The 13,128-nt window shown below is 33.7% G+C and carries 13 protein-coding genes and 1 pseudogene; 9 read left to right on the top strand and 5 right to left on the bottom strand.

Features of this window, described 5'->3' with window-relative positions:
* Positions 1-64: 64 nt before the first annotated feature.
* From MN869_RS19325 to MN869_RS19315, 3 genes are all read right to left on the bottom strand, one after another.
* Positions 65-757 carry an SDR family oxidoreductase gene (locus tag MN869_RS19325; RefSeq protein WP_004756429.1) on the bottom strand — a complete coding sequence of 231 codons (693 nt, stop codon included), beginning with the start codon at positions 755-757 and terminating at the stop codon, positions 65-67.
* A 66-nt stretch (positions 758-823) separates the two neighbouring features.
* Complete coding sequence (locus tag MN869_RS19320; RefSeq protein WP_005329743.1) at positions 824-2,713, bottom strand: FAD/NAD(P)-binding protein; 1,890 nt, start codon at positions 2,711-2,713, stop codon at positions 824-826.
* A gap of 131 nt (positions 2,714-2,844) precedes the next feature.
* A complete protein-coding gene (locus MN869_RS19315; RefSeq protein ID WP_227540289.1) occupies positions 2,845-3,459 on the bottom strand; it encodes a glutathione S-transferase N-terminal domain-containing protein in 615 nt (204 codons plus the stop codon).
* 307 nt (positions 3,460-3,766) lie between these two features.
* Between MN869_RS19315 and MN869_RS19310 the strand changes: the two genes are divergently transcribed.
* Genes MN869_RS19310 through MN869_RS19270 form a run of 9 tightly spaced genes read left to right on the top strand, consistent with a single transcriptional unit; the run spans position 3,767 to position 11,659 of the window.
* Positions 3,767-5,257 (top strand): aminotransferase class V-fold PLP-dependent enzyme, encoded by a 1,491-nt coding sequence (locus tag MN869_RS19310; RefSeq protein WP_005329741.1) that lies wholly within the window; start codon positions 3,767-3,769, stop codon positions 5,255-5,257.
* Positions 5,258-5,297: 40 nt separating this feature from the next.
* A complete protein-coding gene (locus MN869_RS19305; protein ID WP_004756412.1) occupies positions 5,298-5,528 on the top strand; it encodes a sulfurtransferase TusA family protein in 231 nt (76 codons plus the stop codon).
* Between the two features lie 31 nt (positions 5,529-5,559).
* Complete coding sequence (locus tag MN869_RS19300; protein ID WP_004756411.1) at positions 5,560-7,086, top strand: NAD(P)-binding domain-containing protein; 1,527 nt, start codon at positions 5,560-5,562, stop codon at positions 7,084-7,086.
* The gene (locus tag MN869_RS19295; protein WP_004756409.1) at positions 7,076-8,386 is read left to right on the top strand and encodes a hypothetical protein; all 1,311 of its coding nucleotides are present in this window, start codon (positions 7,076-7,078) and stop codon (positions 8,384-8,386) included. The genes MN869_RS19300 and MN869_RS19295 overlap by 11 nt, the downstream gene beginning before the upstream one ends.
* A complete protein-coding gene (locus MN869_RS19290) occupies positions 8,383-8,733 on the top strand; it encodes a DsrE family protein (RefSeq protein ID WP_004756408.1) in 351 nt (116 codons plus the stop codon). The genes MN869_RS19295 and MN869_RS19290 overlap by 4 nt, the downstream gene beginning before the upstream one ends.
* Positions 8,730-9,074 carry a DsrE family protein gene (locus tag MN869_RS19285; protein ID WP_004756406.1) on the top strand — a complete coding sequence of 115 codons (345 nt, stop codon included), beginning with the start codon at positions 8,730-8,732 and terminating at the stop codon, positions 9,072-9,074. The genes MN869_RS19290 and MN869_RS19285 overlap by 4 nt, the downstream gene beginning before the upstream one ends.
* Positions 9,071-9,310, top strand: a complete 240-nt coding sequence (locus MN869_RS19280) for a hypothetical protein (RefSeq protein ID WP_004756404.1) — start codon at positions 9,071-9,073, stop codon at positions 9,308-9,310. The genes MN869_RS19285 and MN869_RS19280 overlap by 4 nt, the downstream gene beginning before the upstream one ends.
* A gap of 18 nt (positions 9,311-9,328) precedes the next feature.
* A complete protein-coding gene (locus MN869_RS19275) occupies positions 9,329-10,564 on the top strand; it encodes an asparagine--tRNA ligase (protein WP_004756402.1) in 1,236 nt (411 codons plus the stop codon).
* A gap of 33 nt (positions 10,565-10,597) precedes the next feature.
* Positions 10,598-11,659, top strand: coding sequence for a nitronate monooxygenase (locus MN869_RS19270; RefSeq protein ID WP_004756400.1), 1,062 nt, complete (start codon positions 10,598-10,600; stop codon positions 11,657-11,659).
* A 48-nt stretch (positions 11,660-11,707) separates the two neighbouring features.
* Here the strand turns inward: MN869_RS19270 and MN869_RS19265 are convergent, their stop codons facing one another.
* Both MN869_RS19265 and MN869_RS19260 read right to left on the bottom strand, forming a co-directional pair.
* Entirely contained in the window at positions 11,708-12,583 is an 876-nt protein-coding gene (locus tag MN869_RS19265) for a LysR family transcriptional regulator (RefSeq protein ID WP_004756399.1), read from the bottom strand.
* A 129-nt stretch (positions 12,584-12,712) separates the two neighbouring features.
* Positions 12,713-12,917, bottom strand: a pseudogene (locus MN869_RS19260) (transposase domain-containing protein); the annotation flags it as partial.
* Between the last annotated feature and the right edge of the window lie 211 nt (positions 12,918-13,128).

Raw genomic sequence — 13,128 nt, 5'->3', positions numbered from 1 at the left:
TACGATATATGTACTTGATTTAACTGTCTTAACGTTCAATAAATATAGCAGTTTCTTGGTATAATTAACGATAATTCACTCCATTATTTAAATCAAATACTTCACCACTTAAACAATTTGGTGCCTTATCAGCTAGCCACAAAGCTGTATTGGCAATCTCTTGTACTTGGCAAAACTTGTGATTTAAGGTTGCTTCCTTTAAACGTTTTTGTCTCTCAAATGGGATCTTTTTCATTATTTCTGTTTCAACGGGACCTGGCGCAATACTAAAAGTTTGAATATTATGCTGAGCATGACTTCGAGCCATACTACGCATCCCATTAATCAATCCTGCTTTTGAAATGCCATACCAAATATCAGGGTGTCCAATTTGCCCTGCAATTGAGGCAATACTTATAATACGGCCTGATTGCTGTATTTTAAAAATATTTTCTGCAACATCAATGCTCAATTGTATTGTGTGAATCAAATTCACATTCATGATGTTATGCATTTCATTCCATGTATATGAGCTTGCCGTAAGCGTATTCATATAACCTGCATTATTAATTAGAACATCAAATGAACCAATTTGATGAATTACTTGTTCAAGCTGATCATAATAAAGCATATCTGCTTGCCAATGGCGTAAATTAGGATGTGAATATTGTGGTGCATGACGAGAAATATTATGTACGATATATCCTTGATTCAAAAATAGTTTAGCAATTTCTTGACCAATTCCTTGACTTGCACCAGTAATAACTACTTGTTTCATAATTTACCTATTTATCTAATGGAAGACACATATAAATCTCTCTTTAACTCAGCTGGTTACTTAGTATTAGAGAGTTTCGATTAGCTCTTGACTGTTCTTTACTTTTGAGGCGGCAACTACTTCATGGGTTTCTAATTGTTCAAAGAGTTCTAAGACACATTTACCTGCATCTCTAATTGCACGTGAGTTGACGCCTGGGCGAGGTAAGACATAAGTATAGAAGTTTGCTCCTTCAACTATATTTCCTAGGGCCCAAAGTGCCTTCACTTCATCACCATTTTTATTGATAGGATGATGATGATGACTTATTGCTATACCACTTGGATGATAATCACCATTAAAGAAAGGTTGGATTGTGCCATTCTTTAATAGGTTCGCAATGAATGGAGATTTATCTAATGCTGGATAGAAAGTATCTGTTCTTGCTTTTATTAGAATGTCAGCACTACTCGTATATGAGCCATCAGAAAATTCACTAATAATGTTAAAGCGACTTGTCTGGTAATTAAGTTCAACACGCCCTTTTGGACCACAAGCAAATTCAATAACTCCAGCATTTAGTAAAGCTAATAGTTGTTGGCTACGTATAACAGGAGGTCCAACAGCAATTCGATTCATAATAGGACAATATTGTTCAATAAATATTTTATGTGATGTTGGTGTTAATCCTGCATAATCAACAGCATAACGTAAACAATCCCGAATATCCCTAATAATATCTGTTGTTGCTTTAATAGCACCATCAATGTTCCCTTTTAAGGCATCTTCAATATCTGTTTGCAGATAGTTTATTGCGTATTCCTTGAATGCTTCATAGTTTTGCAAACTTGGTAATTTTCCAAAGAAAATTTGCTCAATCTTGGTAAAGTCATCAGATGTAGGCACATAAGCTTCTATATCGTACCATTTCTTATCTATAGTACATCGATATACATAACACATTTCTTTCAACAAAATTGGAAGCAATTCCTGCTCAAAATCAAGTTGCCCATTGCCTCTATTTTGTTGATTAGCTATACGTAATTTATCAATTGCATTGGTTGTAAAAAAACGAGCTTGATATTGTCCATGTGCACCTTTCTGATTTATTCCTCTACTTGCATATGGTAAGCCATAGCGAGAATACACTAGGATATGTGGTTCCTCACCAGAGGGAAGATATTTCAAGGTACCATCTGTATTTTTTATAAATTTTCCAGATCGACCTTCGGTTAGTTGAGAAATTAGGTCATATGTTGTGAGGCCTATACCTTCAATTGCAACGACAGCTTCTGAACTAATGTGATGTAACGAATAAGTATTTGTAATATTTCTAATAAAATCAGCTTTGTGGTTGGTTTTTGCAACCTCCTGAACAAATTTGAGGTACATCAAATCTTGTGGTGATGGTGTATTTTCTCCATGACCTGTTGTAATAAATACTTTATCAGCATGAAAAGTATACCCATTCGCCAATGTGATAATCTGCTGGCCATCATCCATTGAATCAATATTGTATGCAAGTTGTTGATGACGAATTATTTTAATATTTGGATGTAATTGATTGATTTGTTCACGATAAACCCAAGATAAATATTCACCTAACATACGACGTGGTAAATAAGCATTAGCATTGATTTCATTACAGATATGATTGCCTAAATAAAGAAATTTATTATTTAATTCTCGGTATCCATGCTGCCTTGCCCATTCAAGAATAGATAAACCTGGAATAATTGGTCCAGCATCTGTTACCGAATCATCGCTAAACATTGTTATTTGGCAGGCTATGGTATTTACCAAAAGATGATCTGATTGCTCTGAAGTATGAATACCTTGCCCATAAACACGAGGATCTATTAAGTGCAACTCAAACTTAAGATTCTGATCTGAAATTTTGTATATTGCATTAAGCCGTTCTAATATACTAAGACCTCTAGGCCCCATACCAATAATAGCAATTCTCACCTTGTTCATATATGTTCCTTGAATAAAATGGAGTTGATTAATTCACAAAAAATACTTAAAAATATTGTTCTATAAAATATTTTAGTAAGTTTAAATTAATTTCCTCCATTTCTTTGGTTAATAAACCTATAAACAAAAAATTATAGTATTGTGAACTCTGTTTCTTTCATGGATTTATATTGTTTAACTTTTTCAAACCATTCGTAAAGTTCGTGATATTTACTCCCCCAGTTAATATTTGGTAATCTGAAATTTAAATAGGAAAGTGCACATGCTAAACCGATTTCTGGGATATCAAATTTGATTTTATATTCACTGATTTGTTCTTCACAAGCCTGAAGCCCACGAAGAATGTGGGCAGTATGACGTTCAATAATCATTGAAGACTGATATTCAATAGGTCGTCTGCTTTCTATAACTAATTGTAAGGCACTATCAATTATTCCATCTGCTAGTGCTACACGTATTTGATCTTCCCATGTACTATTAGATAATGAGTAGATTGATTTTTTAATATCAGGTTGATAATTATTTAAATATTGACATATTATGATGCTGTCATAAATATTAAGTGACTGATCTTTCAAAACTGGAACTCGCCCAAGAGGGTTGTATTTTGTAACCAGATTTGACTCATAAACATTTGTTATTACTTCTGTAACTATAGCTTCTAAACCTTTTTCACGTAGTAGTACTCTTGCCTTGCGGGAATATGGAGATGTTGGTGATATTATAAGCCTCATAGGTACTACCATTTAAATTTTTGTTTAAAAGTACATAAAATAAATATTTATGCTTGCTTGTATATTTGATTTTGTTTGAATAAATATCAAAGAAAATCGTTTGATGTATTAAAACAGAAGTAAAATTAAAGATCATATAAAGACCTGTCAATTAAGTAATTTTTATAGGTCTATAATTTTTATTTATTTCCATATTTTTAATAGTGGTGTTAATAATTGTCACACTAATTTTTGCTGGATTTTTTTTGCAGTAATTATGTGTAATTTAAATTGCTTTTGTTGTGCCTAAAATATTTTATATTATGTGGTGAATAAATCTATGATAAATCTGGATCAAATTAGAAACCTTTTTATAGGATTGGAAACAAAATATCCAACAAGATTGGGAACGAACATTCGACAATGCTATTTGGATTCAACAGCATCAAGTTTGGCATTCCTACCTTCCGTAAATTTTATTAATGATTATCTAAAGTACTATGCAAATGTTCATAGTGATAGCCATAACTCTGCAAAAATATCGACTCAACTTTTTGAGTGGTCTGCTAATGAAATTCTGAAACTGGTTAATGCAGATCCTGAGATTTATACATGTATATTTTTGGGTAGTGGCGCAACAGCAGCAATTAATCGAGCATCTCAAATATTACGACAAATCAATCCAAAGCCTCGTGTGCTTGTTTCTTTGATGGAACATCACTCTAATGATTTACCACATAGACAACGAAGTGAGGTAACACATTTATCTTTACTTGATACACCAACTGGTCTTGGAGGAATCGATATTGAGAAACTTGAACAAGAATTAAAGACAAAAGATGTATCGTATGTAGCTGTTACTGGAGTGAGTAATGTTACAGGTATCATTAACCCAATTGAAAAAATAGCTAAATTAGCTCATAGCTATGATAGCTATATCATTATAGATGCAGCACAAATGGGACCGCATATGCCTATTGATTTAGCCATATGCAAGGCAGATGCGTTGGTTTTGGCTGGACATAAAATGTATGCGCCATCCTCACCAGGTGTTTTAATCATTAAAAAAGTTCTATTAGATTCATCCAAACCTATCGATTTAGGGGGAGGAATGGTTACTGATGTTTCATTAAGTGATTATGCCATTTCAAATATTTACCCTGACCGAGAATTAGCTGGGACACCTAATATTGTTGGTAGTATTATGCTTGGTGTTACAGCTAACACCCTACGAAGAGTGGGGATGCATAATGTTCAAGCAAAAGAACAATCTCTTACTCAATATTTGTTAAATAAATTAGCCGAGATTCCTCAAATTACAGTATATGGCAATTTAGATCCTCATAATCGTGTTGGGGTTATTTCTTTCAATATTAATAAATTACCACATAAACTCACAGCAATTATTCTCAATGATTACTTTGGTATTGCTGTCAGGAATCAATGCTTTTGTGCTCATCCATATGTACGTTCACTCATACGAGAAGAACTTTGGAGCATGGCTGATGACATAGATTTACCTGAAGAGCAAGTTGATGCTTATATTGATCGATATAAAGGTATGGTTCGCATTAGTCTTGGACTATACAACACTGTAGAAGATATAGATTGTGTTGTTTCCGCACTAATTGAAATCATATCTCATATTGATTATTACAAAGAACAATATATTGAAGATACAACTGGTGGATTTATTCATATATCTGAAAAAGAACTACCTTTGCCATTATCACAACCTGAAATTGTAATGGAAAAATATATCAGAGATCATTTAAAAAAATTAAATAAGGGCGAGGTTGAGTTTGTAAATTTAGTCATAAATGAATATTGATAATCATATTTTATTTAATTGATCACGATATGAGGATTTTATGGAAAATATGGATTTAGGGCGTATCAATCTGCAGGGGCTAAGATGTCCTATTCCAATATTAAGGATTAAGAGGATGCTTAAAAATAATTCTGATCTGAAAAATCTAGAAGTTATAACTGATCATTTAGACGTTGTCAAAGATATCTATTTATTTTGTCAGAAAAATGAATATGGATGTGTTGATCAAAGAATAAATGATACTGAATTTCTGATTGTTATAAAAATTTAGAGCAAAAGTTTAACCAATGGAAAGAGCTAAAATGGCTGACATGCAAAGACAAAAAGTTATATTAAATAAATTGGCTATAGTATTGAGTGTTAATCAAGGTGAAGGATGGCTTATTGTTGATCATCATCGTAAATGGGTAGATAAAAATAGCCTTATTTTGATTGAAGGCTATGATGAACTTACCATTGAGTCACTAACTGCATTAAATATCGAACAACGCATTATTAATCATATACCATCTAATATCAGAGACCAAAAACTTAGAACTCTCGATAAACGTGTTCTCTCCGAATCTGGTAAATTTTTTCCTATTATTGCATTGGGAACTCTTGGTAGTTTATCATTGACATTTAACTGCTCTAAACGTGGCTTAGATTCTTTAGAAGTACAAACGAAAAAGCTTCCAATAGAAAATTCATATGATTTGGTTATTGTTGGTGCTGGGCCTAGTGGAGCCTCTTTAGCAGCACATGCTGAACATGCTGGTTTAAATTACTTGTGGCTTGGCGAACCATTCAGCTTTTGGCTATATCATATTTTGCCAAATGATCTCCGCTCTCCTGCTGCTGCATCAGGTATCAATACACCTATAAATGACATGGACTTTATAAGCTTTGCTCAGTGTATTGGTGTTCCAATTGATCAACCTGTTTCGATGCCTCTAGCTTTAGCGTATTTCAATTACTTCGTCACAAAACAAAATCTAACTCCATTACCATTTACTGCTGAAAAAGTAGACTATCAGGACAATAGCTACAATGTACAACTACGAATGGCGGATCAATACCAAACTGTAAAATGTCGTAATTTGGTTTGGTGTGCTGGTCTTAAAGGAATGGAGAATATTCCAAAAATTTTACGTCAAATTCCTAGTAAAAATTTCACACATTCAAGTGATACAAATATTCCGAACACCTTATCCAAAGATTATAAAATTGCAGTAATAGGCGCAGGTCAAAGTGCTGCTGAACATGCAATACTAGCTATTGATAGTGGGGCACAAGTAAAATTATTAATTCGTGATAGCAATCTCATCTTTCGTAATTTACATTCACCAGGAAATCATCTCTACAAATGGTGTTCTAAGAATGCTGATAGTTTTGTTTATCGTCTACCTTCATTTATACAAAAGCGGTTCTTATCCTATTTATTAAAAGGAACTACTGAGCCAAAAATGAAGTTGATTAATCAATGGGATAAGCTAAAAATAATTCCAAAATTCGATTTAATACAAGCCAATGTTTTATCCGATGGAAAATTAGAACTTAAAGCACGTAGTGGGCAATGTGAGTATGTAGACCACTTAATTCTTGGCACTGGTTATAAATATGAGATCAATAAAATAAAGCCCTTAAGTGATTTACAACATCAAATAAAGAGTTCAGATGGTTTTCCGTTACTAGATGAAAATTGTATGTCTAGTGTACCTGGGCTGTTCTTCGGTGGCTATGCCGCTATGAAAAGAATAGGTCCCAAGTGCCAATTTATTGCAGGTTCCGCACTTACTAGTAAAGCACTAATGTATGGTATCTCTCAGCGATTAAAACATGATAATTAATTTACGTTCTGGATTATGGCTATTATTAGCATTGCTGCGAATTTTTGCTCCTGAGCAAGCTCTTCTAGCAGTTTTTATATTATTAACTATTCTATTTACACAACACTGGTCATGGATAAAACTGCGTAGTGGAAAGATAGCACTATTCATATTAATACTTGCAGTCATTTTACCTAATCACTGGACAACGGTATGGCATAAACTCATGCCATATGTAGATGTCATAATTATGTTGGTATCACTGAATCTCCTGAGAAGTGCAATTGCTAATAGTGCGATAAGTCAGATACTCTCACAGTGGCTGACTCAACATCGTCGCCCTTGGATAACACTTGGTGTATCAGTTGGTATATCACCTATATTTAACATGGGTACTATACCAATCTTGTTGGCAGGTTTAAGTAAGAAAGAACTGACAAACAATAGAGAAATACCCAATATTGTTGCTCGCGGAGTTGCTACAGCTAACCTTTTAGCTCCTACTTCTGCGCCTGTACTATTAACATTAAGCATGTTTCCAGCGATTAGTTGGTTCAGTGTAATGTCTATAAGTCTATTTGCCATCGTTATTATGATTGCACTAATTGGATTAAATGCTTATAGATCAAATCATTTGTTCAGTAATAATATAAACATCATTAAAGAAATTACTCCACCTGACATTTCAATCACAAACATAAATAGGTGGAAGAGTCTATTACCTGTTATTATTTTTCTCGGTACATTATTAACATTGAGTATTATTCTGCATAAACCATATTCTCAATCAATATTTATCGCATGTTTTATCACTTGGTTTTCTAGCAGTATCATTAATAACCACTCAGATTTATTTCAATTAATCAATATAGCTCAGACAAAGCTCCTACCTGAACTCATATTATTCATTGCCTGTGGCATATTAGCAATACGTCTTTATGATATCTTTGAAGGTATACAAATAGGCATTTTTTCACAAATACCAGTGTATTTAACTAGCTTTCTAATTTGTATTTTATTACTAATTGTTATGCCCTTGGTATGTCGAATAGGGCTACATCCCATCATTCCTTTCTGTATCGTTGCACCTTTAATTAGTCCGTTAACGAATGAAATCAGCCTTCCCATAATTATAACCCTTTGGCTGTGTTATTGGGTGCAATCACTCATTATTTCCCCAAGTTCAGTCATCAACTTAACTGTGAATGCAACTCTTGGAGATAACTCTTGGTACAAACCAGATTTGAGGTTCCTTTTTATCAGTAGTAGTTTTTTAACCTTACTATTTGTAGTTTTAATTGAAATGAGGATCATGTATTGAAAAATATTTTCTTTGTACTCGCTTGTGGGCCTAGGGAAAGTCGCACATTAGCCGCATTAGAAATGGCTAAGGTCTTTTTGGATAAAGGGCTTCAGGTCAACATCTTTTTAATTGGTAATGGGATCTACAATGCTATTCAGACACAAAGCATAAAGAACCATATTATTCGCTTAAGAAAACTAATTGCTCAAGGTGCAACAGTATCTACTTGCGTCAACATGGCTAAATTTTCTGGATTAGATGAGAGCAATGTTCAGGAAGGAATCCAAATAGAAAATATGATGACGTTTGCAGAGCAATACAATATGGCAGATCGCATCATCTTCTTTGGAGGAGACTCCAAATGAATGTATCCGCTTTATTTGTTCTTAGTCAAAGTCCAGCTATGTCTGATATAAACATGCAAGTTGCTCGAATGGCACTTTCTATTAGTAGTGATACCGATGTGAGTTTTGCATTTTGGCATGATGCTGTCTATCTTCTACATCATGATCATAGTAGTCCGTTTTATAATTTTTCTAATCAATACAAGTTTTTAGTAGAAAGTGATGTTCCTTTGGTTGTGCGAAAATCCGATTTGGATCAAAGGGGGCTTGAGGAATATGGAACAAAATTTCCAGTGCAATTTCTAACGAATGAGCAATTTTCAGCATATATCAATCGATATGATAAGGCATTTTTCTTATGAGCCGTTTAGTTATTTTGACAAGCTTAAATGCTATTGAAAAGTATCAAGAAATTAGAATTAAGAACGATGTAGTTTTATTGGTTGCAGAATCCATATTTAGCCGTAGTTTCACGAACCAGCCACATTTTATATGGTCAACAGAACCTTTGAAGCATATATCTCCATATGCGGAATGTATTAGTAATGATTTTTTAACTGAATTATTCAATAAACATGAAGTGATTTTAACCATCTAATAGTATCAGGAGTATCACATGCAAAATCTAAGAAATACACAACAACAATTGGTCGCGGCAGGTTGGATTGAACAAATTCAATTATTGGAAAAAGGGATTTTTAATGTCTCGATTCGACAAAATAACCAAATACATAATTGGCGTGTAGATGATAAAGATCATTTTTTAGAAAACTTGCCATTACAATCAATAGTACAATTAAATGGTGATATTTCAGAAAAAGATCCTTTATGTACTTTAAATGTATTGCATACAGCAGAGCCATTACCTATCGATATTAATCAATATAACTACAAAGACCTTGAACATCGACACTTAGGCATACGTAATAATTTCTTTCGAGCTACAGCAGAGTTTCGCCATCTTGTTAGAAAATATGCTTTTGAATTTTTGGATGATCAAAATTGTATGTTGGTTCAAACCCCAATTTTAACAAATGCATCTTGTGTTTGTAGTGGTGATGTATTTACGTTTCCTTATTACGGAAAACAGGTTGCGACTCTTATCCAAAGTCCATGGATGTATGCTGATGCGCTAGTTAGTGGGGTAGAAAGAGTCTATGCATTAAATCCCTCTTTTCGACGAGAAACTGATGCAACAGGTATACATCTGGTTGAAATTTGGCAATTGCAAGTAGATTTGGCATGGGCTAGTAATGATGAAATTATGCAAATGGAACAGGACTTAATCCACTTTATCGCAGAAAAACTCAAAAAGCATACCGATTTATATGCAAAAGCTCAGTTAGGGACAGAACATTTGGATCAGTTACTGAAACCATTTGCACGTATTACGTATGATGAGTCTGTAACTTTACTTAACGAATTAGGATACTTATTTGATTATGGAAATGATTATACAGAAGAGCATAACAATGCAATTGGTAAACATGTAAAAGTACCATATTTTATAACTGATTTTCCAATGAGTCTAAAAAACTTTTGGTTCGCTCATAGTACAGATAACTATGATTTAAGCCCATCGAATGATCTCTTTTCTCATATGGGACAAGGTGAGATAGTTGGTGGTGGTACACGAGTTTCTGACTATGAAGAACTCAAAGCAAATCTAGAATATTTTGGCCATGACTTGGATGAATTCGCTTGGTTTGTTGATATACGTCGTCACGGTTGTGTACCTCATTCAGGTTTTTCAATTGGTTTTGATAGGCTTGTTGCAACCTTTATGGGAGTAAATGATATACGCCAAGCAACTTTATTCCCTCGTATACCTCAAGGTTTATTAAAACCCTAAGTAATCAGAATTAAATGTTATAGGAGTTAGATAATGATTTTATCAGGACATGCAAAAATGATTACTGAGAGATTCCAATTTAAGTATCCAATTATTCAGGCTCCCATGGCAGGAATAACAACTGCGGAAATGGTTGCTCAAGCATGTGAAATTGGGATTTTAGGATCATTAGGTGCGGGGATGCTTGAACCCTCTGCGATTAAATCTACCGTTGAAAAGATACGTCAGCTTACGAATAAACCTTTTAATATTAATTTATTCATCATCAATGATCATCCTAAACATGATTGGGATAAGTTGGATATCGAGAAGTTACAGAAATTACATACCTCTCTAAATTTACCACCATTAGAGCTACCTACTAAATTTGCTCCAAAATTTAGTGAACAGTTTGATGTCCTTTTGCAATTACGGCCAGAGATCGCAAGCTTTACATTTGGTATTCTTAATAAACAACAAATTACAAATTTGCATGAGCAAGGATGTTTTGTCATTGGCACAGCAACTACTGTACAAGAAGCCCTAGCATGGGAGGCTATAGGAGCTGATGCAATTTGTTTACAAGGCGTTGAAGCTGGCGGCCATCGAGGTATGTTTTTAAAATCCGAAGATAGAGGAATGGCTTTATTGCCTCTGCTTATAGAAACAAAAGCTAAAGTAAAATTACCATTAATCGCTGCTGGTGGGATTATGACTGGACAAACTATAGCAGCACTGCAATCTATTGGTGCTGATATGGTTCAGTTAGGCACAGCATTTTTATTTTGTGATGAAGCTAATTTATCGCCAGCATATCGTAATAAATTACTAAGCTCATCTGGTCATGATACCAAACTGACTCAAACATTCTCAGGTAAACTTGCTAGAGGGATTGAGAATCAATTTATGAGAGAGTTGGCAAATAATGAGACAGTACCAATTTATCCTATTCAGAATGCATTATCTGGGCCTATACGTAAATGGGCAAAAGAACAAAATAATGCGGAATTTATGTCGCTTTGGGCAGGGCAAGGTGTAGGTATGGGACGTCCTCTCTCAATGCAAAAATTAGTCAGTACACTTGTAGATGAATGGTACAAAAGTAAATCTATTTAATTTTATATTTCTTTAATAATAAGGAAGAACATGATCTTCCTTATTAACCTAACATCTAGCTGAAACATTGTGAATAAGAATGTCATGAAGTAAATAAAGCTCTTTAAAATTATATAAGTAACGATTTTGACATGAGAACCATATTTGTACTGAGCTATCAGTATCATGGATCTCTTGTAAAGTAATAAGATCATTATTCATTCTCTCAATATAACTATGGGGTAACACTGCATACCCTAAACCATTGAGAACTGCCTGATATATATTGTCAATATTGTCGAAATCAATTGTTGTGAAATTAATATTTTGATTTAATAAAATTTTCTCACCAATTTGGCGGTAATAGCAACCCTTTGGATAAGCGATAAGATTAATTTCTTTAGAATATTGGGTAAGTGGTGGAAATAATTTATTGTTATAACAAAGTACAGCCGTTTCTTTCCATAAAGGAATATTATAGATACAAGGATGAATTAATTCTTCATTAATTAATCCACAATCAATATTTCCAGCGATCAATTCTGATTTTAAATGGTTTAAAGACATAGTTTTTATTGATAATGGTTGTTTCGTTTTATTGTTTAGATGCTGGATACAATCAATAAGATTACGTTGGTTAACAGTTTGTAGAATGCCGATATCAAGTGGACATGACTGTAATGTATTATTGTCAGAACTAAGATCATCCGATGCTGCATCTACAAGATCTAAGATCTGATCGCTATATTTTTTAAGTTTAACACCTTCAGCGGTTAGACAAATACCTTTAGGAGATCGAACCAATAATCTTACACCTAATAGACTTTCTAATTTATTGATATGTGAAGTAATATTGGGCTGAACACAATGAAGTTTCTGAGCTGCCCCTGAAAAACTTCCTGTTTCAATAACAGCATTAAAAACCTTTAACCCCTTGATATCCATATTTATTCCAAAAATTGATTTGTTATTTATAAATCAGAATAAATGAATAATAAACTAAATAATGTTAATCATCTAGAGAGATTCAGTTTTTATTCGATAAATGTAAGCATTTGATTAAACCCACTTGACTCAAACAGGCTTCCACATATGTGGTAGTAGCTCTTCGATGTCTTTCATTTTATGTGTTGGTAGTCTTTTTAACACATCACTGAACTAGGCATACGGATCCAGACCATTCAGTTTGGCTGACTGAATTAAAGTCATGATGTTCGTCTGCCCGTTGACCTCTAAGTAATGATCCTGCAAATAACCAGTTTTTTCTGCCTAAAGCCCAAGAAAAATAAAAATCTTTACATTATAGGTGACCTATGTCTAAAAGATTACTTGCAATGGAAAGATATAAATCTGCTATTAAGTTACCAAAGAATTTAGAGATTAAAGGTTATTAATCTCAATAGATAAGGTAATCCTCCCATAAATAACCGAAGTTAAAAGTAGAGGTTAAGCAGCCATCAGAGGTGGTTTGCCTCCATTGGCTTTGTGCG

Origin of the sequence: Acinetobacter sp. NIPH1876, from assembly GCF_022808535.1 — a bacterium.
Lineage (GTDB): Bacteria > Pseudomonadota > Gammaproteobacteria > Pseudomonadales > Moraxellaceae > Acinetobacter > Acinetobacter higginsii.
This window is presented reverse-complemented; position numbering and strand designations above follow the sequence as displayed.

What these genes read in the sequence shown, in the direction of transcription:
- MN869_RS19325 (WP_004756429.1), bottom strand. Translation starts at nt 757, where the DNA reads ATGAAACAAGTAGTTATTACTGGTGCAAGTCAAGGAATTGGTCAAGAA.
- MN869_RS19320 (WP_005329743.1), bottom strand. Translation starts at nt 2,713, where the DNA reads ATGAACAAGGTGAGAATTGCTATTATTGGTATGGGGCCTAGAGGTCTT.
- MN869_RS19315 (WP_227540289.1), bottom strand. Translation starts at nt 3,459, where the DNA reads ATGGTAGTACCTATGAGGCTTATAATATCACCAACATCTCCATATTCC.
- MN869_RS19310 (WP_005329741.1), top strand. Translation starts at nt 3,767, where the DNA reads ATGATAAATCTGGATCAAATTAGAAACCTTTTTATAGGATTGGAAACA.
- MN869_RS19305 (WP_004756412.1), top strand. Translation starts at nt 5,298, where the DNA reads ATGGAAAATATGGATTTAGGGCGTATCAATCTGCAGGGGCTAAGATGT.
- MN869_RS19300 (WP_004756411.1), top strand. Translation starts at nt 5,560, where the DNA reads ATGGCTGACATGCAAAGACAAAAAGTTATATTAAATAAATTGGCTATA.
- MN869_RS19295 (WP_004756409.1), top strand. Translation starts at nt 7,076, where the DNA reads ATGATAATTAATTTACGTTCTGGATTATGGCTATTATTAGCATTGCTG.
- MN869_RS19285 (WP_004756406.1), top strand. Translation starts at nt 8,730, where the DNA reads ATGAATGTATCCGCTTTATTTGTTCTTAGTCAAAGTCCAGCTATGTCT.
- MN869_RS19280 (WP_004756404.1), top strand. Translation starts at nt 9,071, where the DNA reads ATGAGCCGTTTAGTTATTTTGACAAGCTTAAATGCTATTGAAAAGTAT.
- MN869_RS19275 (WP_004756402.1), top strand. Translation starts at nt 9,329, where the DNA reads ATGCAAAATCTAAGAAATACACAACAACAATTGGTCGCGGCAGGTTGG.
- MN869_RS19270 (WP_004756400.1), top strand. Translation starts at nt 10,598, where the DNA reads ATGATTTTATCAGGACATGCAAAAATGATTACTGAGAGATTCCAATTT.
- MN869_RS19265 (WP_004756399.1), bottom strand. Translation starts at nt 12,583, where the DNA reads ATGGATATCAAGGGGTTAAAGGTTTTTAATGCTGTTATTGAAACAGGA.